Consider the following 23,238-nt stretch of genomic DNA (forward strand, 5'->3'; position numbering starts at 1 on the left):
CAGGAGGATTATGATCCTTGGCAAGGGAGGGGTCCTGTTATTTACTGGTTCTTGGTGGTTTCGTCATCGGCCAACGACAGGTGAGACACATCGGGCACCATCGGCGGAGGCAGATCACGTTCGACGCCCAGGTCCGTACCGGCGGGGGCCAGAGTCCACTCGTCCAGATGCTGGAACATCGGGGCTTCCACTTCCTGATGCTCGGCCAGATTAACACCCACCGGATCCAGGGAGAGCCCCGATCCCGCCAGGATGGTATCCACTTTTTCGCCCGCAACCGAAAGCCGGTCACCGGGCTCAACCGGAGGCAGGCCTTCACCAGAACTGGCCGGCTGGTCTTGCGGAACCGACCGTGCAGGTGCAGGTTCTGATGCCGGAGCCGGTTCCGGGGATGGTGCCTCGGGGCGCGTTGGTTCCGTTCCGGGCATTGTCTGTACGTAGGCGACCATTCCATGCTTTGCCAGTACAGCGCGATACTTCTCCGCCTGCTCCGCTTCCAGTTTGTTGCGGATCACCACCGGCTGGCCGCTGAACATACGCTCTATCTGCTCTACACTGGCCTTGAACAGCGTCCGCGCATTATTGCGGGCGGTGGTGGCATCAATTCCCGGTGCGCATTCACCCTTGAAGACGAGCTGGAACATGAGTCTGCCTCTTGCTGAATCGGTTTATTATCATGATAGTTGATCGGTCATGCCCGCGAAAACCTGCGGCCTCCCGCACACTTTTTGATCTAACTGAAAACAATTGAAAAATCACTGTCCCATTGCACGCAAACTGCGTCAGACTCTGCGATAATCACTGTAACCCAATGTTACATTAAGTTACTCAGTGACCGGACGAGCACTACGGAGTGCATCCATGAACAGAGCTCTCAGCGCCACCACCTTTATCCTGCTGTCCATCCTGGCAAGCCGTCCTGCCCTGGCGGAGAACCTGGACGTACTCATGAGCAACGTCTTTAGCAATGAACAGCCGACCTATATTGGCTACGAAAGTGTGGAGCGCGAGGACATCCCGGTCACCACGACTGTCGACCGCAAATACCTGATTGTGGATTTTCGGTTTCATTCCACGCCGGCGGAAGAGCAATTACAGGCCAGCGTCCACAAGGTCTGCATGACGTTGCTGAAAAACCGGGAATTGATCCGTTCGCTGTCCGACTCCGGATACGACATGGTCGCCGTTGCCTTTGACCGCCGGTCGCAGTTTGACTGCCTGTAATCAGGCACCCCTGACCGGACAACCTACTGGTCCCGGCCAAGCAGGCGGGGGAAAGCGTCCAGGGCGTTGTTCACGGCGTCAAGATTGAACGCTTCCACATCGGCCAGCAACTTCTCGCCATAACGGGTCACGGAGGGTGAGCGGAAACGCTCCCCCCAGGCGAGAACCCGCTTTGCGAAATCCCGCATCTGTTCCGGATCGCCGCTTTCCCGCACGGTTTCCCACTCATCACCAAAATCCCGGGCCAATTGTTCACGCAGCCAGCCGCGCTCCTGCATGCTCAGGGTCTGGGCCAGCAGACGTTCGGCCTCTTCCGGCTCGCCTTCGTCCTCGGCCTGCTCCACCGTGGCTTCTACCCGTGGAAGGGTGACGGTAAAAGTCGAGCCCTGCTCCGGCTCGCTTTCCACGGTGAGCTCTCCCCCCATCATCCGCGCCAGCTTCCGGCTGATCGCCAGGCCCAGACCGGTACCGCCATAGCGACGACTGTTCTGCCCCTCCTGTTGCTCGAACGCATCAAAGATCCGCTCCAACTGGTCATCCTGAATACCGATCCCGGTATCCCTGACCGTTACCTCCAGCCGATAGAGTTTCCTGCCGTCGTCTCCCGACTCCGCCTCCTGCCTGGAAACCGGCGTTGCGGTGGCTCGTACCGTCACTCCGCCTTCATGGGTGAACTTGATGGCATTGCCAACCAGATTGAACAGCACCTGACGCAGCCGGGTTTCATCCAGCATCATCGCCGCCGGCATTTTCGAGTCGACGCTGACTTCCAGGGTAATGCCCTGCTCCCGCGCCCGCAGATCGAAAATATGCCGGACGTCGCCCAGCAGCCGGCGCACTGAGACAGCGGAGTAATCGAGTCGCATTTTTCCCGCTTCGATCCTGGACAGGTCGAGAATGTCGTTGATCAGCATCAGCAGGCTGCGGCTACCAGCCCGGATGGCGTCCAGATAATTACGCTGCTGCGGATCCGTTACGCTGTCGCTCAGCAAATCGCTGTAGCCAATGACGGCATTCATCGGCGTACGGATTTCATGGGACATATTGGCGAGGAATTCGCTCTTGGTGAGGCTGGCCGCCTCCGCTTCCCGCGCCAGCCGCTCCGCCTCCAGCTTGGCCGCCCGCAACTCATCCTCGCTGCGGCGAAGCGCATTCTCCGAGCGTATCCGCTCATCCACCTCACGGGAGAGTTTGCGGTTCCAGTAGAGGAATATCAGCACCACCACCAGGGCAATGCCCACGACCCGCCGTACCACGGTGTAGTCGGTTTCCTGCTCAATATCCAGGTGTATCCAGCGGTTATAGATGGATTCGGTTTCAGCGGCATCGAGGCTGCCCAGCGCCTTGTTGAGAATACGCTGTAACTCCGGGCGATCCTTGCTGACAGCCAGGCTCAGTTCGTATTGGTAGGGGGTGATACTGGTGATGCGCAGGTTCGACAGTCCCAGCCTCGCCACGGTATAGCTGACCGCGGGTATGTGAGTGACCATGACATCCAGATCACCATTGGAGAGCGATAACAGCCCTTCCTCCACGCTGTTTACCGGGTATAGGTCGAGGTCCGGGTGGTTGATCAACAGATAGTCGTGGGCGGAGTGACGGTTCACCACGCCCACCCTCTCGGTACGAAGCTCCCTCAGGTCGCCGATGAACCGCCCATCGTCACGGATCACCAGGGCAATCGGCACGGTCAGGTAGGTGCGGGTGAACAGAAAATCATCGCTGCGCCTGGGCGTTCGATTGAAGGCCGGCAGGATATCCACCTCTCCCTGCTGCAGCTGCTCTTCCGCCTCCATGATGTCCAATGTCTCCTGGCGGTGGAACCGGACATTCAACTGGCTTTCCAGGCGGGTCACGAGGTCCGGCACCAGGCCAGCCGGATTACCATCCTGAGTGAACTCGAACGGCGGCCAGTCGGTGCGAAACGCCACCCGCAGATTGGGGTGTCGCTTGAGCCAATCCTGCTCGTTGCTGGAGAGAGTGATGCTGTTCTCGTCCACGGTGGGCAAATCGGTCTGCAGCCACGATTGCCGTATGGCGCGATGCTCATTATGACTGATCGCTTCAACCGCCCGGTTCAGCACCCGCAACAACTGGTCATCTTCCGTGTCGACTTCGATCACGACATCGACAGCCTTCTGGTCCAGCAGCAGGGCGAGGCCAATGCCGTTTATCATCGCGGACTGCAGGTAATCCGACACCACAGGAAGCGGACCGAGAAACGCATCCGCCTGCCCCGAAAGCACCATGCTGATCGCCTCGCTGATGCTGGCAACAGGTACCGGCGTGAAGCTTTCCACCGGGTCCAGAAGCAGGTACTGGCTGGTATCCCCGGCAATCAGTGCTACCCGGCTGCCTTCCAGATCCGACAGTTTACGGATGCCCGCATCCCCGGCACTGACAAACAGGCCGTAGGTAAGACTCATCAGCGGCTCAGTGATGGAGCGCCCCTCAGGACCAGGCTGCCGCGGACTGCGAGCTACCAGCCTGGCATCCAGTTCGCCGGAATCAAGTTGTGCTGCCAGGGAAGAGGGACTGCCGGAGACCGGGGTTATCGCCACCCCCAGTTTGTCTGACAGGCGGTCCAGGTAATCAATGTAGATACCGGCCAGAACGCCGTCTCCGGTATCAAAAGCCAGGGGGATCTGGCCACCAGACAGCCCGATATGGAAGTTTTCCTGCCCGGATAACCATTCCAGGTCCTGTGCGCCCAGAACGGGAGCTGGTGATGATTGCGGCGGATCAGCCAGCACGGGGCCGGTGCCCCCAATGCACAACAAAAACAACAAACCCTGCAAGACGGCCTTCACTGGATATCCTCAACAGTTCCGCTAAAGTTTAAGGAGCCTCTGAACAATACCTGCAAATCTCCCTGATTTCATTCACGCACAAGCATTGCAAGGAGAGGAAAGCAATGGACACCAGCAAACACACGTTCAGCACACTGTTTCAACAACTTGGACTGGCCTCTGACAACGCCAGTATCGAGGACTTTATCTCCAGGTATTCTCCGCTGCCGACGGAAATTGCACTGCAGGATGCACCGTTCTGGTCGGAGAGCCAGGCCCAGTTTCTGGAGGAAGGACTGGAAGACGATTCTGACTGGGCCGAAATCATTGACGAGCTTGACGCCCAGATGCGGCACTGACCCCCTCAGCATCAACCGCAAGGCGGACCCGGTTTCTGCCTGCATCCTTGGCGGCATACAGTGCCTTGTCCGCACGATCAAACAAGGTATCTTCAGTATCACCGTCCTCAAGCGTGGCGATACCGGCCGAGAAAGTAATGGTGACGGGTTCGCCCCGGAAATGAAACGGCAGGGCCGCAACGTTTTCCCGCAGTGCATCGAGCACGCTCCTGGCGTCTTCCGCTGACGTTTCAGGTAGCAGCAATACAAACTCCTCGCCCCCGAAGCGGGAAATAAAATCCGTGGCTCTTAGCCGGGTCTGAAACTCCCGCGCCACCATCTGAAGGACCCGGTCGCCAGCCTTATGGCCGTATGAATCATTCACCCGCTTGAACAGATCGATATCCAGCACCGCGATCGTTACCGGGTGACGGTACCGTTGCCAGCGGCTGTATTCGAAAGCCAGTCGCTCCTGCCAGGCCTCGCGGTTGGGCAATTGTGTCAACAGATCGGTAAGCGCCCTGGCACGCTCTTCCCGAATCCGCTCTTTCATCTGCTCGGAATTGGCTTCCACGGCTGCCAACTTCTCTTGCATCACTTCCAGTTGCCACGAGTAATCCTTCTCCCGCTCTGATTCCTGCGCCCTGAAACGCCGGACCGCACCCCCGATTGTTTCCAGGTGTCGGGTCACGGAGAGTTTCAATTCCTTTAGCCCACCGCCAGCCTCAATCTCACGGCCAAAGGTTTCCAGCTCCTGCCGGATTTCGCGATCCAACTGACGGGAAGCGTCCAGACGCCCCACTTGAGCGCTCGACTGGTCCTGGAAATGTTGGCGCAGAGAGCCCAACCTATCATCAAGTCTTTTGAGAAAAACCTCAAACTCTCTCTGGCTGCGGGTAATGGCGGCAATAACGAGGTCAGCAACACTGTTCAACCCCTCCCGCAAGACATCCCAATTGTTACTTTCCAACAAGGATTTCTGTAGTTGACGGGCCCGGGCTTCCGCTGCCGGCTCAAGGGTCACCTGGGATAACATCTGGCCCAACAACTGCCCGACCCGGCGCGCAATGCGCAGTCGCTGGGTATCGTTGCTTCCCAGGTCATTCTCATCGCCGACGGTCGCGGTCGTGGGAGATTCTGCCTCAGGCGGGGCATCAACAGCCTTCCCGGATGGCGATGAACGACCATTTCCTGACCCGGCTTTCGGTGAGGGATCATCCAGAAGAGCCACCTGGCGATCAATCTGGTCCTGAAGCACACGCCATTTTTCGGTATCAACAGTGCCTTTGCGAAGATCCTTGCGAACCCGGATCAGCAAGCTGTCCAGTTCGGATTTCTGACCTTCCGAGGCGAGACAGGTACGCACCAGCATGCGCTCAAGGGATTTCCTTTCGGCTCGCCACTGCTGTTCCCGTTGTTCTGATGATTCAAGTTCCCGGAGGTACTTATCCTTCCAGGATTGATCCGATGCCATTGGGCTCTCCTGATGGTAAGCGTCAGAACCGCTCAAGGTACTGCGTGAATTGTCTAGCGATCATCCCTGTCTCGCCGCCCATCACGGCGGCGGGCCCGCGGGTGACTCTGGTCGTAGACGCGAGCCAGATGCTGGAAGTCAAGATGAGTATAGACCTGAGTGGTCGATATGTCCGCATGCCCCAGCAATTCCTGAACTGCCCGCAGGTCACCACTGGATTCCAGCAGGTGACTGGCAAATGAATGGCGAAGCATGTGCGGATTCAGCCGCTGATCCGCGCCCTTGATCACCCCCCACCGGCTCAGCCGGGACTGGATACTGCGATTGCTCAGGCGTCCGCCCCGCTGACTGACAAACAGTGCCTGCTCGGATTCCCCCGCCAGCCCGGCACGGACCGCCAACCAGGCGTCCAGGGCCCGCAGGGCCTTGCTACCCACGGGTAGCACACGCTCCTTACTGCCTTTACCCAGTACCCGGATTTCTCCGCCACGACGATCTACCGAATCAAGGTCAAGCCCCGCCAGTTCCGACAACCGCAGCCCCGAGGAGTACATCAACTCGAACATGCACAGGTCACGGACTTCCAGGGGATCGTCGGGATTGGCATCCAGCAGGTGATTCAGCTGATCCACATCAGCCACTTTCGGCAACCGGCGGCCAGACTTGGGAGCACGGATATCCAGCGCCGGATTGTCCCGGACCTTCTTTTCCCGAAGCAGGTACTGGTAACACCGACGAATAGCGGAAAGATGCCTGGCAATGCTGCGCCCTTCCAGTCCTTCCCGGCTGAGCCACGCCACATAGCGGCGCAGATCGTGACTGGTGACAGCCGCCCAGTCATCGATCTGGCGCGATGACAGCCAGCCGCCAAATCGCTGCAGGTCTCGCTGGTAACTGTCACACGTCCGGGGAGAATGCCGCTTTTCCGAGGACAGATGGCGAAGGAAGTCCGCAAGGGGCCCGGACAGGGATTCCGGTAGTTCCACCCGTTCCCCTGAAGCCGTCACGGTCAGCGCGACTCCGCAACCACGCCGGCCAGGGGGGCGGCATTGGTATGACGCTGCACCATCGGGGGCAGCAGGCGACTCAGGGTATCGCTGATGTAAGTCAGGAACAGTGATCCCATGCTCTGGTCAAAGTAACCTGGCTCACAGCTGCCAACCGCGAAAACACCCAGCAATTCGTCATGGCGCAACGGCACCAGGGCTACAGAGGCGATGGCCTCCTCCCGGTCCGGGAACAGGAAATTGCGCTCGGATTCGCGGAACTGGCCACACACCGCGCGCTCTCCGTCCAGCAGACTGCCGAGACGCTCCTTGGCCTGAGCCGGCGGCACCACATGCAGTGCGCCTTGCGACGCCAGCGGCAGTTCGGAATCGGTGAACAGGATTACAGAGGCGGCATCCAGCCCGAAATCACCGCGGATACTGTCATCAATGGCGGACGCCATGTCATTGAGGTTGCGGGCTTCGACCACCTGCATCAACAGCCGCTTGCTCTTCTCAAACAGGCGGTCGTTGTGCCGTGCAATGGACACCAGTTCCACCAGCTCCCGCCGCAACGTATCCCGCTGCTCGCGGAACAGGTGCACCTGGCGCTCCACCAGAGAAATGGCACGACCACTGTCGTGGGGCAGGGTCAGGCTGCGCAGAAGCTCATCCTGGTCCACAAAAAAATCGGGGTTGGCGCGCAGGTAATCCGCGACCTGTTCCCGGGTGAGCCCGCCGGCCTTCTGTTGGGCCGTTTGTTCTGTCATGCTGCTCTCCTGATCGTCAGGACCTTGGTTTTGCCGGTCGACTACCTTTGCGACGCCGCCCGGAGCTGTCGCCGGGCAGACGAATCTGGCCTTCAAACACACTGGCCGCAGGGCCTTCCATCATAACAGGGGTCCCTTCCCCCTGCCATTCAATGATCAGCCGGCCACCGCACAACTCGATTTCCACCCGGGAATCCAGCAGGCCCCGCAGACAGCCGGCAACCACAGCCGCACAGGCACCGCTACCACAGGCCAGGGTTTCCCCGGACCCACGTTCGAATACCCGTAACCGCGCATGGCTGCGGTCAACAATCTGCAGAAAGCCGATATTGGCGCGGGCGGGAAAGCGGGGGTGATTCTCAAGCTTTGGCCCCAGGAAGTCCACGGGAGCGCTGTCCACATCGTCCACCAACAGTACGCCGTGGGGGTTGCCCATGGACACGGCGCTGAGTTCGACGGTCTGGCCATCTACCTCGACCGTGTAGACATCCTTGCGGCGATCGGCGGCGAATGGAATCGCCGGCGGGTTCAGCTCGGGCACGCCCATGTTGACCATTACCTGGCCATCGCGACCCACCCTCAGTTCAATCACGCCCTTGGCGGTCTGAACCCGGATCACCCGTTTGTTGGTCAGGCGCTGGTCACGGACAAAACGGGCAAAACAGCGGGCGCCGTTGCCGCACTGCTCCACTTCCGAGCCGTCACTGTTGAATATCCGGTAGCGAAAGTCCACATCCGGCAGGCCGGGTGGCTCGACCACCAGTAACTGGTCGAAACCAATGCCGAAATTACGGTCCGCCAGCTCCCGGATCATCTCAGGGCGCAGGCGGAACGGCTGACTGATGGCATCCACCACCATGAAGTCATTACCCAGACCGTGCATCTTGGTAAATCGCATCGATGGCCCCTGCCCCCGGCGTTGAGCGCCCATATCGTCCCGCTTGCCCATAGCTGCGTTCATCCCGGTAAACAGCTTTCAGGACCGAGCTGGTCTTCCAAAGTTTCACGGCGACGAACCACGTGCACCTGGTCGCCGTCCACCATGATTTCCGGCGGACGGTTACGGCTGTTGTAATTGGAGCTCATAACAAAACCATAGGCACCGGCGGACCGCACCGCCAGCAGGTCACCGGCCTGCAGGCGCAGCATGCGATCCTTGCCGAGGAAGTCTCCAGTCTCACAGACCGGACCGACCAGGTCCCAGGCTTTTTCTTCGCAATCCTGACGCGGCACGGCCGGAATGATGGCCTGCCAGGCACTGTAGAGGGCGGGACGAATCAGATCGTTCATCGCCGCGTCGATAATGGCAAAATTGCGGTGCTCGGTACACTTCAGGAATTCCACCCGCGTCAGCATGATGCCGGCATTGGCGGCAATCGAGCGCCCCGGCTCCAGCACCAGCTCAAGCTCCCGTTCGCCCAGGCGCTCGGCCAGCGCCTTGACGTAGTCCGAGGGCTGCGGCGGTTGTTCGCGATCGTAACTGACGCCCAGGCCACCGCCCATATCGAGATGGCGAATGGTGATGCCCTGCTCCGCCAGTGCATCGATCAGCGAAAGCACCCGGTCGAGCGCATCGAGGAACGGCGACACGGTGGTCAGTTGGGAGCCGATGTGACAGTCCACACCGATGACCTCCAGATTCGGCATGGCCGCGGCCCGGGCATAGACCTCCGGCGCCTCCGTGATATCAATGCCGAACTTGTTTTCCTTCAGGCCCGTGGAAATGTAGGGGTGAGTGCCTGCATCCACGTCCGGGTTCACCCGCAGGGACACCGGCGCACGCTTGCCCAGTTCACCGGCCACCGCATTGAGGCGGTCCAGCTCGGTGTCGGATTCCACGTTGAAGCAGCGCACCCCGGCTTCCAGCGCTCGCTTCATTTCCCATTCCTGCTTGCCAACGCCGGAAAACACCACCCTGGCGGGGTCACCGCCGGCGCGGACGACCCGCTCCAGCTCACCGGCCGAGACAATATCAAAACCGGCGCCCAGGCGTGCCAGTACATTCAGCACCGCCAGGTTGCTGTTGGCCTTGACCGCGTAACACACCAGATGCGGACGGCCCTTGAGGGCATCGTCATAGGCGCGGTAATGGCGCTCCAGCGTGGCGCGGGAATACACGTATGCCGGAGTCCCGAAGCGCTCTGCAATCTCGCTCACCGGTACGTCTTCGGCGAACAGTTCGCCGTTGCGATAATTAAAATGGTCCATGATGATCCTGATTCTGTTGGCGGGTCAGCGATCAGACGAGTCGTCATCCTGGCGGCTGCCCGGGCCGCTGTTCCGGCTTTCCGCGACGGCCTCGGCTGCCGTTTCGTCCGGCACTTCCCGGTACAACGGTCCTTTCTGGCCGCAGCCGGCCATCACACTGACCAGCACCAGCCCAACGCTCACTGTTTTCCATGCCTGCATGGACGTTGCCCCTGTTTCCGATATGGGCGAAGTATACCTGACTCAGCCACTGGCGGGCGAGCCAGTGTCCCGTCCGGTGAACGAATTAACCAGACGGGACGCTAGACCTTTAAATGGCGGTTAAGGGAGGCTTCAAGAAATGCCCGGTAGTACAGATACTGCGTGGTCTGGATATCCTGCTGGTACACCTGCGGATCCAGGTCGTGAGGCAGGTGGACATCGGTCAGATAGACCGGGTAGGTCTCACCCGCCTGACGCAGGGAGCGGATGTAGTGGGCAACGGCGGGAATCAGCTGGTCTCCGTACTCCTGCACGGTGAACTCCTGGTCACCACAAAAAATGTCAAAGCGCAGGTGACTGTCCCCTTCCTGCACACCAACGGCCTGCACATCAAGCCCCGGCAGGGTCACGCTGGTGTCCTCGTCAAACCGCCGTTCCGCTTTCCATTGCCCGTCCCGGCGGACCAGCTCGTAGCATTGTATACCCGCAATGCCCACGGGGCTGTCCAGCTGCCGCAGCTGGCGGCGCTCGACGAGATTGTCCAGGAATCGCAACAGCGGAACCAACAGGTAGCGACGATTACTGTAGCTCTGCCCCCAGGTGAAGACCGAACCCAGCTCATCCACCACCCATAGCGTCGCACGATGGCCGGCGACCCTGAAGAAAACCTGGATATTCGCCGGCTCACTGGTCTGACACACGGCACGCAGGGGCTGGTCATCCTGCATCGCTCCGCGATCAAACACCACCGGCAGGTATCGTTCCTGCGGCCGGGCCAGTTGCTCCATCAGCGCTTCGGAGCTGTCCAGAGCCACGAAACCGGGCTCAGTGCCGTTGAACTGCAACAGGAAGTAACGCCGATCCATTTCAATCACGTACCGCAACGGGTGGGGCCCGACGCCGCCGGCAAAGAAGTGGCGCAGAACATCGGTAAAGAGTTCCTGAACCCGGCGCGCAATGGCCGCCCCGTGCCCGCGGTTATAGCTGTGGACCTGAATGTCTGGCAGGCTCGCCGGCGCTGACGCCACCGATGCCAGTACGTTCTTGAGGCACTGGATCAGGGTATCGCCGGCCGCATAATGCTGGAGACTGACTTCATGCCAGCTGTTCAGCGTCACCTGGTCAATAGTGGCCACCAGATTGTCCCGGCCACCGCTGAAGCCCAGGGAATCGTGGCGGGCGCTGAGTTTGTGCAACCCCCGATCCGTCAGGTGGGCCTGGGGATCCACCCCCACATTGACCAGGAGCAGGTTGCGCAGAGGTTTAACCCCCAGGGACAAGGCCTCCCGACTGGCCGGGGCCACCGGAAACGGAATAAACGCCGACAGGGCGTCCAGCATCTCCCGCAGCTCCGCCACCGAGGCGGTGCTTGAGCCTGAGCGTACATTCAGGCGGGTTGTCCGCGTCAGCAGGCCATTGCAGTAACACCACACCATCAGTTCAGTGAGGTTGCCACTGCGGCGAATCACTGGTTGCCAGAAGGCATCGGATGGGTCTTCCAGATCCCGGTACAGCAGCCAGCCGTCCTGGCCGGGCACCCCGCCCTGCTCGGACTGGTGATGAAACGCCAGGTTTTCCTCGGTCAGCGACGGCGCCAGCCCCGGGTTGATCTGTTCGATTTTTCCGGCCTTGCGCTGAAAGGCGGCGTAGAGTTTCCGCCCAAGCAGGTTCATGTCGTTACTGCTGATGGCCGCCTGCGCCCCATGGTCCCGGGCCAGTCGCGACAGCAGGCGATAACTGTGGGTCAGCTCGGAGACAATGGTTCGGCGTAACCTCATCACCTCTTCGGCACGCCACTGCTGACGATTATCCAGGTCTTTTAACGCTGCCAGGGACCAACCCCAGTCATCCACCAGTTGCCGGAGCAAACGCACCCGCCAGTTCTCGGCGCCCATGTCGGTACGGGACAGGGGCAGGCCGGCTTTGAGGTAAAGGCTGCGACGTACCAGTTCCAGTCGCTGGGGAGCCTCCCGGGATAACAGCCATTGCTCCAGCCGCTGGTACAGCAATACGTAGGGATCCAGGCGATCGGCATCGGTTTCGCCGTCATACACGGCAGCCTTGAATACCCGGGATAACAGGGGCTCACCACTGCCCCGGGCGTAACATTCGATCAGCAACAGCTTCAGAATGGACTTCCAGGGTGCATCCATACCCTTGTACAACTGCCAGACCCCCGCCCCCAGGAACTCTTCCTGCGGGATGGATGGCGCGGGACCGAAGTCTATGTACTCGCTTCCCTTGATGAAGCGGCAGTCGATCAATTGCCGCGCACAGCTGTCGTAATTGTCCTCTTCACTGGCAGGAATCAGCCACCACAACGGATAGCAGCCACCGAGGTGGATACTGGTGCGGTAGAACTCATCCAGCAGCAGATAATGCTGGGCACTGCCGCAGTTCTCGCCCGCCACCTCGGCCCGTTGGCGGCCGGCCCGCCAATCCGCCGCGGAAAACACGAACACGTGTAGTTCCACGCCAAGCGTGGCGGCCCAGCCGGTGAGCCTGTCTGCCTTGCGTTCCAGGCAGCGTATGCCGGATTCGGACAGGTCCGGGCGATGGCACAGCCAGACGTCGAGATCACTGGCCACTGAGTGCCCGAGGGTGCCCGGGCTCCCCATCAGGAACAAGGCATCCAGGTCCGGATTTCTTTTGCCCTCGTCCTTCAGGGAAAAAGCGCGAGCCAGGCGTCGGGCGGCGCTGAGCGTGGCCTCGGAGGGCTGATAATGACTGAGCCCATAGGGGCAATCCCGGTCCAGGTAGCCCGGCAGTGACGGGTGATTGAGGTGAAATACCAGCGGCAGAACATCCAGCACCACCTGCTGCCGGTATGTCAGCGCTGAATGAGCCCGCTCCCAGCGTTGCTGGTTGACGGCAATGAAACGATCCCGCAGCCGGCGCAGTGTTTTCCGGTCAATCCCCTCATTGAAATCCAGGGCAATGGGTGTGTTATGGATGGTCAAGGTGGCTCCGCGGGAGAGGTTCTTTCCGGTGTCATTATCAGTATGATGAACGCATCGTGGCAAAACCGGCAAAAAAATAAAAGCGGGAAAGACTGTACACTCCCGCCGAGAAACTGGCTGAGGCTCACCCGTCGTGAAAGAATTCTTTATCCGTCGTTATAGTTCAGATAACCCTCTGGCAGCGGACCGTCGCACTCTGGTTCGCATTGATGATGAGGGATTTGTGACGTCCGCGGATCACCATGCCGAAGCCGTTCTTGGCTACGACGCCGGCGAACTTGAGGGGCAGCCGGTACACCGGATCCTGGCAGCGCGCCAGGACGACCCGTTTGCTCCGGCTAACCGACACCGGATGGAGGGCGGCGAGCCGGTGCTGATCACTTTCCGCCACAAGGACGGCTTTTTCTTCACGGCAAGCCTCACCCTCCGCGTGAATATGCGGGATTCCGATAAGGCCGCCAGCGCTTACATCACGCTTCGCGACAGCTCCCCTGTCGATCATCAACTGATGCGCCTGGCGGAGGGTTCCGCCGGGTTTGGCATCTGGGAACTGAACATCCACACCAACGAGCTGACGTGGACTGAAGGGCTCTACACCCTGCTGCAGCTTCGACCCGGCACTGATATCACGCCCGAGCAGGCCCTGTTCTATTGCCAGACCGGCCAGGGGCGTGTGCGCGCGCTGTTCCGGCGCTGTGTACGCAGTGGCGAGCCGTTTTCCATCAGCCTTGATGTTCTGACCGCAAAACAACAGCATCGGCGCGTGGAACTGACGGGCAAAGCCATGAAGGAAAATGGTCGCATCCACAGGATCGGCGGCGCCCTGGTGGACCACACCAGAGCATTTGGCCTGGAACAGGCCCGCCGGCACTCCGGACAATTGCTGATGGCGACAGCCAATGCCACCAACGATCTTGTCGCGGCAGTTGATCGGCGGCTCAACCTTCTTTACTTCAATCAGGCTTTCAGCCGCCAGTTCGCCCATACGTTTGGCCATTTACCCCATCCTGGCGGGCACCTGCCGGATTTGCTGCGGGATTTCCCCAATGAACGGCGACTGATTGAACGCTTGTGGAACCGGGCCCTGGAGCGGGACAGTTTCGTCGTGGAAATGCCGCTGGCGCAGCAAAACCGTGATCTTCCGGTTTACGAGTTCCATTATCAGCGAGTGACCAATGATCTCGGCGAAGTCACCGGCGCTGTACACGTCGGCAAGGATATCAGCGCCCGGGTCAACAACGCCTCCAGCAACGAGTACCGCATCCGCCATGATCCGGTCACCGGCCTGATGAACCGCAAAGCCTTTATCCATCGACTGAAGCGGGTCATTGAACCACCCCGTCGACGGGACACCACCGACGGCCTGCTGTACCTCGACCTGGACAATTTCGACCGTATCAATGATCTGGCGGGCAGCGGTACCTGCGACCGCTACCTGCGGGAACTTGCCAGCAACCTTGGTGTGAAGGTGCGCCAGCGTGACGCCCTGTCGCGGCTGTCAGGGGACACCTTTGCCCTGCTGATCGAGAACTGCCCGGAGGCCCAGGCCCGCAGGATCGCCGACAACATCCTCGAACTGATTGGCAGTTTCGTGTTCGACTGGCAGGACCGTCAGTTACAGACCACCGCCAGCGGCGGCCTGTTAATCCTGAATGACGACGCCCCGACGGACCCCGAACAGTTGCTGCATCAGGCCGCGGACCTTTGTCATACCGCCAAGACCTCTGGTCGTAACCGAATTCACGCCGCCCACGCCATATCCGAGGGCCCTGACGAGGGAGCCGCCGGCAAGCTGGTCGAACAGATTCGCAGCGCCCTCGATAACGGTCACCTGATCCTTGAATACCAGGCCCTGCGCCCGGTGGCCAGCGTGACCTGGGGCGACCATATCGAGATCCTGTCGCGAATTCCCGGACAAACGCAGGAGCAACCGTCACTGCAGCCCGGTGAGTTCCTGCCGGTGGCCGAACGATTTGACCTCGCCAAGCAACTGGACCGCCAGGTGATCCGCCAGACGTTCCAGTGGCTGGACAGCCAGCGATTGCTGGAGCCACGGCTGAAATACTGTGGATTCAACCTGTCGCTGGCGAGCGTGCTGGATGACACCTTTGCCGACTTCATGGAGTCGATGCTGGCCAAATCGCCCTACACCGCTGAGTGTTTCTGCCTGGAGATACGCGAATCCCACGCCACCCAGTATCCGGATGAGGTCGCCGTGCAATGTGACGCCCTGCACCGGATCGGCTGCCGGGTGGCACTGGACGGCGCGGGCGCATCGGTGGAGAGCTACAGCCTGGCGGCCAGGCTGCCAGTGGATATCATCAAGCTGGATCGCAAGATGATGCAGAACCTGCACGATGATCCGGTGCAGCAGGTGATGGTCGAGGCCTTGCACAAGATTGCCGAAGCCTCAGGCAAGACCACCGTCGCCATGTTTATTGAAAACGACGACACGCTACGCAAGGTGCGCACACTGGGCATTCACTTCGGCCAGGGGTTCCGGCTGTGCCGGCCCCGCCCCCTGCAGGATCTTAAACCGGCCGCCGTGGATCTGAGTACCGGACGAATCGGCGGCTAATCCGCCGACTCATCCGATGCCGGATTAAAGTTGTTTGCGGGCCCTCGCCACGGCCGCACGGACCTGATCCGGCGCGGTCCCACCAAGGTGATCCCGGGCCTGCACTGAACCTTCCAGGGTCAGCACGTCAAACACATCCTCGCCGATAACGTCGGAGAAACGGGCCAGCTCATCGAGGGTCATATCCGACAGGTCGCGGTTTTCGGCGACACCGAAGGCGACGGCCTTGCCGACAATCTCGTGGGCATCACGGAACGCCACGCCTTTCTTGACCAGATAATCCGCCAGATCGGTGGCCGTTGAGAACCCACGCTTGGCCGCTACCCGCATGTTATCGGCTTTGGCCTGAATGGCCGGGATCATGTCGGCGTAGGCCTTGAGGCATCCCTTGATGGTATCAACCGTATCGAACAGCGGTTCCTTGTCTTCCTGATTGTCCTTGTTGTAGGCCAGCGGCTGGCTCTTCATCAGGGTCAGCAGGCTGATCAGGTGACCGTTGACCCGCCCGGTTTTACCCCGGACCAGTTCCGGCACGTCCGGATTCTTCTTCTGGGGCATGATGGAAGAACCGGTGCAGAAGCGGTCCGGCAGGTCGATGAAGTCAAACTGGGCGGAGGTCCACAGCACCAGCTCCTCGCTGAAACGGGACAGGTGAGTCATCAGCAGCGCCGCGAAACTGCAGAATTCAATGGCAAAATCCCGGTCACTGACCGAATCCAGGGAATTTTCGGTGGGGCGGTCAAAGCCCAGCAAACGCGCGGTCATGGCACGATCGATCGGATACGTGGTGCCGGCCAGCGCGGCCGCGCCCAGCGGCATGACATTGACCCGCTTGCGGCAGTCCTGCAGACGTTCGCCGTCACGCACCAGCATTTCGTACCAGGCCAGCAGGTGGTGACCGAAGGTCACCGGCTGAGCGGTTTGCAGGTGGGTGAAACCGGGCATGATGGTGTCGGCCTCGCGCTCAGCCAGATCCAGCAGGCCGGTCTTCAGCCGGGTGAGTTCCTCGGCGATCACGTCGATCTCGTCCCGCAGGTACAGGCGGATATCGGTGGCGACCTGGTCGTTGCGGCTGCGGCCAGTGTGGAGTTTCTTGCCGGTGATGCCGATACGGTCGGTCAGGCGCGCCTCGATGTTCATGTGCACATCTTCCAGGCTGACGGACCATTCGAAGGTGCCGGCCTCGATATCGGCCTTGACGCCCTTCAATCCCTCGATGATGCTGTCCCGCTCTTCCGCGGTCAGCACACCCACTTCCGCCAGCATGGTGGCATGGGCAATGGAACCGGTGATGTCGTGATGGTAAAGGCGCTGATCGAAACCGACGGACGCGGTGAAGCGTTCTACAAAGGCGTCGGTCGGCTCACTGAAGCGACCGCCCCAGGGTTTTTCGGAGCTTGTGCTCTGGTCAGACTTTTTCTGATCCGTCATGGTCTATCTTTCCTGCTGACAGCCCGGCATTATTTCGCGGGGTGAATGAAGAGGTGAATAAGATGGTCGCGGGATTATAACATTCCGACGCGCTCTGTTGCGCTCCCTGTTCAGGAAAGAGGTTTAATGGCAGCACCACGCAAAAGCAGTGACTTCTACGTGCCGGATCTGTGCCGTGTGCGGGCTGTGTTCATGCTGCTCATCACCAGCGAACTGATGGTGCTGGTACTTTCCATCGTGCAGGCGGAAGCAGACTGGATTGACTGGAATTACTTTGGCCTGCTGTCCCTGTTCGTGCAATGGACGGTGCTGACCAGTGCCGCGCTTATATGCCTTCTACGCAACTGGCTGGCACAACTGAGCGTCACCCGTGCCACCCTCGCAATGGTCATTATCGTCTTGCTGGACGTGCTCGCGTTCGGACTGTTCGCCGACGGTGTTCTCTACCCGCAACCCGGCGTCAGTGGCTGGCAGGGGATTGCCAAGAAGCTGTTGCTGGCACTGCTGATCACACTGATGGTACTGCGCTATTTCTACCTGCAGCATCAGTGGCAACAGCAGCGGGAAGCGGAAATGCAGGCGCGTCTGGCCGCCCTGCAAGCGCGGATACACCCTCATTTCCTGTTCAACAGCATGAACACCATTGCCAGCCTGATTGCCGTTAACCCGGACCGGGCAGAAGATGCGGTGCTGGACCTGTCGGAACTGTTTCGCGCCAGCTTGCGGGCCGGAGACCGCCTGATCCCGCTGAAAGACGAGCTGGACCTGTGCCGGCGCTACCTGGATATCGAGACTTTACGACTCGGCGACAGGCTGACGCTGCAATGGGATATTGCCGCAGACCTGGAAAAACAGGCCATCCCGCCACTGACACTACAGCCGTTGCTGGAGAACGCCATCTACCACGGCATCCAGCCACGTCCTGAGGGCGGCACCGTGAAACTGGAAGCTTCCCGCCGGGGACACTTCGTCTATATCATGGTGCAGAATCCGAGGCCGGAATCCGCTATCAGCAAGCACGATGGCAACCGCATGGCCCTTGCCAATATCCAGTCAAGATTGCAGGCTCTGTTTGGTGACGAGGCGGTACTCAAACACAGCCATCAGAACGACGTATACACAGTTACCCTGAGATTACCCCGCAGGACCGCCGATCACACTGCCGGACCAGACACCGAAGGATCGCGAAACGGATAATGACAGCCACAGCCCCGACCATTCGCAAGGTACTCATAGCCGACGACGAGCCACTGGCCCGGGACCGGCTACGGCGACTGATACAGGACATCCCCGGTTACCGGGTGTGCGGCGAGGCCGCGGACGGCGACAGCGCCCTGCGCCAGGTCGCGGAACTGGAGCCGGACATCCTGCTGCTGGATATCCGCATGCCGGGTACCGATGGCATGGACGCGGCGGCCGCCATTACCCGACTGGACCACCCGCCGGCCATCATCTTTTGCACCGCCTACGACCATTACGCCATCAAGGCCTTTGACGTCAGCGCTGCGGCTTACCTGCTCAAACCCGTCCGCCGCGAGGCCCTGAGCGAAGCCCTCGCCCGCTCCGGCCAGGTCAATCGCGTCCAGCAGCAAACCCTGTCGGCCCGCGAATCCGAGGGCCCCGGCCAACTCGCCATCAAGACTCATCGCGGTACCGAACTCATCGATATCGGGGCAATCCTCTACTGCGAAGCCGACCAGAAATACGTCACCATCCACCACACCCGGGGCGAAACCGTCTCCGACTACACCCTGAAAGAGCTGGAGCAGTGCCACCCGACCTCATTGCTGCGCATTCACCGCCACACCCTGGTGGGCGTTGCTTTTATCCAGGCCCTCACCCGCGACGGCAATGGCCACAATTCAGTCGTTTTGCGGGACGACCGGGGAAAACTGCCGGTCAGCCGCCGCCACGCCAGCGCGGTCCGGCAATGGCTGCAGGAGCACCAACCGGGTTGATGCTCGCCACACACGCAAGTCAAGGCAACCCGGTGCAGTGGCGGGACTTTTTCGCCGCTTCAAGGTAACCTTGACGGACATTTTTCCAAACCGGCAACCTTCACCATGTCAAAACGAACTCTGCGTATCGCGACCCGCAGCAGTGCCCTGGCACTGTGGCAGGCCGAATTCATCAAATCCGAACTGGAACGGCTCCACGACAACATCACCGTGGAACTGGTCAAGATCAAGACCCAGGGCGACAAGATCCTCGACGTCCCCCTTGCCAAGATCGGCGGCAAGGGCCTGTTCGTAAAGGAACTGGAAGAAGCCATGCTCGACGGCCGCGCGGATCTGGCGGTGCACTCCATGAAGGATGTCCCCATGGAGTTTCCGGAAGGCCTGGACCTGGTCGCTATCTGCGAACGGGAGGATCCCACCGACGCCTTCGTCAGCAACCATCACGACAACGTCGACGCCCTGCCCCAGGGTGCGGTGGTGGGTACCGCCAGCCTGCGCCGGGAAGCCCAGTTGCGGGCCTACCGCCCTGATCTGCAGATCCGCGTTTTGCGGGGCAACGTCAACACTCGCCTGGCCAAACTGGACGCCGGTGAGTACGACGCCATTGTCCTGGCCAGTTCGGGCCTGAAACGACTGGGCTTCCATGACCGTATCCGCTACTGCCTGCCGGATTCCATATCACTGCCGGCGGTCGGGCAAGGCGCGCTGGGCATCGAGTGCCGCGTGAATGATTCCGAATTGTTGGCCATGCTGGCGCCACTGAACCACCAGGACACCTCGGATCGCGTCAGGGCGGAACGTGCCCTGAACCGTCGCCTGCAAGGTGGCTGCCAGGTGCCCATCGCAGCCTATGCGTTACTGGAAGACAAGGACACGGTCTGGCTCAGAGGGCTGGTCGGCGCGGTCGACGGCACCCAGATTTTCCGCGTTGAAGGCCGGGCCCCCAGGGCCGAAGGCGAACGCCTGGGCCGTGAACTGGCCGAGGACCTCCTGGCGATGGGCGCTGACAAGGTACTGGCTGAAATTTATGGCCACACCCCAACCTGATCCCCGCCCCCTGGCCGGCCGGCGAATCCTGATTTGCCGGCCAGAGCCCGAAGCCTCCCGGCTGGCCCATTGCTTCCGCGAAGCCGGGGCCGATGCCCGGGTGCTGCCGTTAATCGAGCGTGAACCGCTACCAGAGACACCGGCAACCCGCAGCCTGATTCAGGATCTCGATCACTACTCCCACGTTATTGCCGTAAGCCCCTATGCCGCCACCCTGTTCATGGCGCTGGCCGACAACTGGTGGCCCCAGCTGCCCATGGGCATTCGCTGGTACGGTGTAGGTCGGGGTACCGCAGCGGTGCTGGCCCGCCACGGCCTCAGCCCCCGCATGCCAACCAACGGCTGGACCAGCGAGGCCCTGCTGGCACTGCCCTCACTGCAACGAATCAGCGGAGAAAAAGTCCTGCTGGTGCGGGGCGAGGAAGGGCGTGAACTGATCCACCAAACGCTCAGTGATCGGGGGGCCAGAGTCAACGTATTACCATTGTACCGGCGGCATCAGCCACATCACGATGCCACCACGCTGGACAAAGCCCTGCTATGCTTCTTACCGGAGGCTGTGATCACACTGTCAGGGGAGACATTGAACAATCTCATCGCACTGAGTGAGAATACCGGCCATAATCTCGACAAAACATTGCTGGTGGTGCCTGCCAGCCGGGTCGCGGACCAGGCTCGTCAGGCCGGACTGAACAGAACCTGCATACCGGAAAGCCTTGCCGACAACGACATCGTGGCAACCGTCGCACATGAGCTGAAGGGCTGACGGTTGCCCCGTATACACCAAGTAAGGATGCCTGTGACTGAATCAAACACACAACTGCCCGCCGCCATTCCCCAGGACAAGCCCGCCCAGAAAAAGCTCTGGCCCCTGTGGCTGATATCAATACTTGCCCTGGCCCTGGTTATTCTTCTCGCGCTCTGGAGCTGGCAGCAGTGGAACGACCGCCAGGCACTGCAACAGACGCTGGATAACGTAAGCAGCGACATATCCCGACTGGATAACCGGTACGGCGCACGGGGCAGCGAGCAGAGCAACAGGATTCAGGCGCTGGAAACCAAACTGGCGGACCAGCGGGAACTGATAGCCACCCAGCAACGCCAGATCGACCACAACGCCAGGGAATTGCTGGAAGCCGGCAATCGCACCCGCACCGACTGGCTGCTGGCGGAAGCCGAATACCTGCTGAGGGTCGCCAACCAGAGGCTGCTGATTGAGAAGGATATCCGCGGTGCACTGGCCGCACTGGAAGCCGGTGACGATGTACTCAATGAATCGGACGATATCGGCGTTTACCCGGTACGACAGCAACTGGCGAAGGAAATTCTCGCCCTCAAGGGCATTGCCGATGTCGACCGCACCGGGCTTTACCTGACCCTGGAAGCTGCCATTGACAGTGTTAACAAGCTCACTGAGGATGCCCTGGTGAACGAACGGGCGCCCGGGTTTGTCACCAGCGCTGACGAAGCCCTGGGCGACGAGCCCGGCGGAGAACCCGGACTGCTCAGTCAGGGCTGGACCAAGGTCAAGAGCACACTGGCGGACGTGGTTGTCGTTCGCCGCCTGGACGAGCCCGTCAAACCCCTGCTGTCACCCGACCAGAGCGCGTACGCCCGGCTCAACCTGCAACTGATGCTGGAAGAAGCGGAAATGGCGGTACTGCGCGGCCACCAGGAACTCTACAATCGCGCCCTGACCAAAGCCGGCAACGCCATCAGCGACTGGTATGACAGCACCAACCCCCAGGTAGCCGCACTTACGCAAACTCTGGGCGAGCTCCAGGGTCGGAACATCGATCCCCGGCTGCCTGACATCAGCCGCTCACTGGAATTACTGAAGGCCCGGCTGGAAGGTCGCCAGGGCACCTCCGACACCAACGGCGAGAATGAGGAAGAGGAGAGCGAATCATGATTCGCATCCTGCTGATTATCCTCGTTGCCCTGCTGATCGGTACCGGGCTGTCCATGGGACTTGAGTACGACCTTGGCTACATCCGCATCAGCCTGGGCCATTACCTGATCGAGACCAATTTCTGGGTCGGACTGGCTCTACTGGTGGCAATCGTGGTGTTGTCGGTGCTGACCATCAACCTGATACGCCGCTTTCGTCACGGCACCGGCCTTATGGCCGGCTGGATCGCGCGCGGCAACGAGCGGCGGGCCCGCCGCCGCACCACCCAGGGTCTGTTGGCGCTGGCCGAGGGCAACTGGCCCCGCGCCCGCAAACTGCTCACTTCCTCCGCCAACCATGCCGACACCCCGCTGATCAACTACCTGGCGGCGGCACAGGCCGCATTTGAATCCGGCGACCATGACGCCGTGGATGAACTGCTGCGGGAAGCGTTCGAAAGCACCCCGGGCTCAGACATGGCCGTAGGCATCACCCAGGCCCAGCTACAGCTGGCAGGTAACCGCCTGGAGCAGGCGCTGGCCACCCTTATTCGTCTGCGCAAGCAGGCGCCGCATCACCCATTCGTACTGAAACTGCTGAAAAACACCTACCTGCGGCTGGAGGACTGGCGAGAGTTGTCGAAATTGTTGCCGGAGATGCGCAAACGCAACCTGTTAGCCGCAGAAGAGATGGAATCTCTGGAGCGCACCGTCTGGCAGAACCTGCTGCAACGGGCTGCGGAAGACTGCCGCCGCCAGACCGGAACGGAATCGGCTTCACTCGAGCCCCTGACCCGGCTATGGGACGAGCTGCCTGGCGTTCTGCGCAGGGATGAGCACACCATCCGCGAATACGCCCGCCTGCTCGCCGCCCTGGGTGACGAGGCCCAGTCGGAAACGTTGCTGCGGAAAGTTCTGCGCAATCACTGGAGCGACGAACTGATCAACTTGTACGGCCGTGTGAAGGGCCACAAACTGGACGAACAGCTGCTAATTGCCGAACAATGGCTGAAAGACCGCCCCAACAACGCCGAGCTGCTGCTGGCACTGGGTCGCCTGAGTCTGAGAAACGAACTGTGGGGCAAGGCCAGGGAGTATTTCGAAACCAGCCTGCGCCTGCGCCGCAGCCGCGAAACCCTGGCGGAACTGAGCCGGCTGAATGCGCATATGGGGGCAGAAGACACCAGCGTGAAGCTGCTGATGCAGGGGCTGGAGAAGGACAACGAACTGCCGGATCTGCCGATGCCTAAGGCCTGACACGGGTTCTATCCCAGTAGCCTGCTTTTACGCGGGCTGGCCCCGGGGTGGGGTGCCTTTTCTTATGGGAAAAGAACTCGCTTCGCTCAGACACCTTTGTCCCGTCAGAAAAGGCACCCCACCCCGG

At 60.6% G+C, this 23,238-nt stretch carries 19 protein-coding genes; 9 read left to right on the plus strand and 10 right to left on the minus strand.

Annotation, left to right across the window (positions count from 1 at the left end; genetic code table 11):
* Positions 1–41: 41 nt before the first annotated feature.
* Positions 42–644, minus strand: a complete 603-nt coding sequence (locus ACQUWM_RS16555; RefSeq protein WP_407001395.1) for a hypothetical protein — start codon at positions 642–644, stop codon at positions 42–44.
* A 217-nt stretch (positions 645–861) separates the two neighbouring features.
* On the opposite strand from ACQUWM_RS16555, the gene ACQUWM_RS16560 reads away from it, so the two are divergent.
* A complete protein-coding gene (locus ACQUWM_RS16560) occupies positions 862–1,224 on the plus strand; it encodes a hypothetical protein (RefSeq protein WP_428922871.1) in 363 nt (120 codons plus the stop codon).
* Between the two features lie 23 nt (positions 1,225–1,247).
* Here ACQUWM_RS16560 and ACQUWM_RS16565 read toward each other — a convergent pair whose 3' ends face one another.
* A complete protein-coding gene (locus ACQUWM_RS16565; protein WP_407001397.1) occupies positions 1,248–4,034 on the minus strand; it encodes a transporter substrate-binding domain-containing protein in 2,787 nt (928 codons plus the stop codon).
* 104 nt (positions 4,035–4,138) lie between these two features.
* Here ACQUWM_RS16565 and ACQUWM_RS16570 point away from each other — a divergent pair, with 104 nt between their 5' ends.
* The gene (locus ACQUWM_RS16570) at positions 4,139–4,372 is read left to right on the plus strand and encodes a DUF2789 domain-containing protein (protein ID WP_406985447.1); all 234 of its coding nucleotides are present in this window, start codon (positions 4,139–4,141) and stop codon (positions 4,370–4,372) included.
* Here ACQUWM_RS16570 and ACQUWM_RS16575 read toward each other — a convergent pair.
* From ACQUWM_RS16575 to ACQUWM_RS16605, 7 genes are all read right to left on the minus strand, one after another.
* Entirely contained in the window at positions 4,338–5,825 is a 1,488-nt protein-coding gene (locus tag ACQUWM_RS16575; protein ID WP_407001398.1) for a diguanylate cyclase, read from the minus strand. The genes ACQUWM_RS16570 and ACQUWM_RS16575 overlap by 35 nt on opposite strands.
* A gap of 53 nt (positions 5,826–5,878) precedes the next feature.
* The gene (gene xerC / locus ACQUWM_RS16580) at positions 5,879–6,832 is read right to left on the minus strand and encodes a tyrosine recombinase XerC (RefSeq protein WP_407001399.1); all 954 of its coding nucleotides are present in this window, start codon (positions 6,830–6,832) and stop codon (positions 5,879–5,881) included.
* A 2-nt stretch (positions 6,833–6,834) separates the two neighbouring features.
* Entirely contained in the window at positions 6,835–7,581 is a 747-nt protein-coding gene (locus ACQUWM_RS16585) for a DUF484 family protein (RefSeq protein WP_428922872.1), read from the minus strand.
* A gap of 16 nt (positions 7,582–7,597) precedes the next feature.
* A complete protein-coding gene (gene dapF, locus ACQUWM_RS16590) occupies positions 7,598–8,512 on the minus strand; it encodes a diaminopimelate epimerase (RefSeq protein ID WP_428922885.1) in 915 nt (304 codons plus the stop codon).
* Positions 8,513–8,538: 26 nt separating this feature from the next.
* The gene (lysA, locus tag ACQUWM_RS16595; protein WP_428922873.1) at positions 8,539–9,789 is read right to left on the minus strand and encodes a diaminopimelate decarboxylase; all 1,251 of its coding nucleotides are present in this window, start codon (positions 9,787–9,789) and stop codon (positions 8,539–8,541) included.
* A gap of 24 nt (positions 9,790–9,813) precedes the next feature.
* Positions 9,814–9,990, minus strand: a complete 177-nt coding sequence (gene lptM / locus ACQUWM_RS16600) for an LPS translocon maturation chaperone LptM (protein ID WP_428922874.1) — start codon at positions 9,988–9,990, stop codon at positions 9,814–9,816.
* Positions 9,991–10,091: 101 nt separating this feature from the next.
* Entirely contained in the window at positions 10,092–12,950 is a 2,859-nt protein-coding gene (locus ACQUWM_RS16605; RefSeq protein WP_428922875.1) for a class I adenylate cyclase, read from the minus strand.
* A 133-nt stretch (positions 12,951–13,083) separates the two neighbouring features.
* Between ACQUWM_RS16605 and ACQUWM_RS16610 the strand changes: the two genes are divergently transcribed.
* Complete coding sequence (locus ACQUWM_RS16610; protein ID WP_428922876.1) at positions 13,084–15,528, plus strand: EAL domain-containing protein; 2,445 nt, start codon at positions 13,084–13,086, stop codon at positions 15,526–15,528.
* 24 nt (positions 15,529–15,552) lie between these two features.
* On the opposite strand, the gene argH is transcribed toward ACQUWM_RS16610, so the two are convergent.
* Positions 15,553–16,959, minus strand: a complete 1,407-nt coding sequence (argH, locus tag ACQUWM_RS16615) for an argininosuccinate lyase (RefSeq protein WP_428922877.1) — start codon at positions 16,957–16,959, stop codon at positions 15,553–15,555.
* 126 nt (positions 16,960–17,085) lie between these two features.
* Here argH and ACQUWM_RS16620 point away from each other — a divergent pair, with 126 nt between their 5' ends.
* The 6 genes from ACQUWM_RS16620 to ACQUWM_RS16645 all read left to right on the plus strand — a co-directional run bounded on the left by ACQUWM_RS16620 (position 17,086) and on the right by ACQUWM_RS16645 (position 23,111).
* On the plus strand, positions 17,086–18,156 hold the full coding sequence (locus ACQUWM_RS16620) for a sensor histidine kinase (RefSeq protein WP_428922878.1): 1,071 nt from the start codon (positions 17,086–17,088) through the stop codon (positions 18,154–18,156).
* Positions 18,156–18,917: a LytR/AlgR family response regulator transcription factor gene (locus ACQUWM_RS16625; protein ID WP_407001407.1), complete on the plus strand. Its 762-nt coding sequence runs from the start codon at positions 18,156–18,158 to the stop codon at positions 18,915–18,917. The genes ACQUWM_RS16620 and ACQUWM_RS16625 overlap by 1 nt, the downstream gene beginning before the upstream one ends.
* A 105-nt stretch (positions 18,918–19,022) precedes the next feature.
* Positions 19,023–19,964, plus strand: coding sequence for a hydroxymethylbilane synthase (gene hemC, locus ACQUWM_RS16630; RefSeq protein ID WP_407001408.1), 942 nt, complete (start codon positions 19,023–19,025; stop codon positions 19,962–19,964).
* Positions 19,945–20,730 carry a uroporphyrinogen-III synthase gene (locus ACQUWM_RS16635; protein WP_428922879.1) on the plus strand — a complete coding sequence of 262 codons (786 nt, stop codon included), beginning with the start codon at positions 19,945–19,947 and terminating at the stop codon, positions 20,728–20,730. Before hemC ends, ACQUWM_RS16635 begins: the two co-directional genes overlap by 20 nt.
* A 27-nt stretch (positions 20,731–20,757) precedes the next feature.
* Positions 20,758–21,876 carry a uroporphyrinogen-III C-methyltransferase gene (locus ACQUWM_RS16640; RefSeq protein WP_407001410.1) on the plus strand — a complete coding sequence of 373 codons (1,119 nt, stop codon included), beginning with the start codon at positions 20,758–20,760 and terminating at the stop codon, positions 21,874–21,876.
* Positions 21,873–23,111 carry a heme biosynthesis HemY N-terminal domain-containing protein gene (locus ACQUWM_RS16645; protein ID WP_407001411.1) on the plus strand — a complete coding sequence of 413 codons (1,239 nt, stop codon included), beginning with the start codon at positions 21,873–21,875 and terminating at the stop codon, positions 23,109–23,111. Before ACQUWM_RS16640 ends, ACQUWM_RS16645 begins: the two co-directional genes overlap by 4 nt.
* Positions 23,112–23,238 lie beyond the last annotated feature (127 nt).

Origin of the sequence: Marinobacter sp. DUT-3 (assembly GCF_050379435.1) — a bacterium.
Classification (GTDB): Bacteria; Pseudomonadota; Gammaproteobacteria; order Pseudomonadales; family Oleiphilaceae; genus Marinobacter.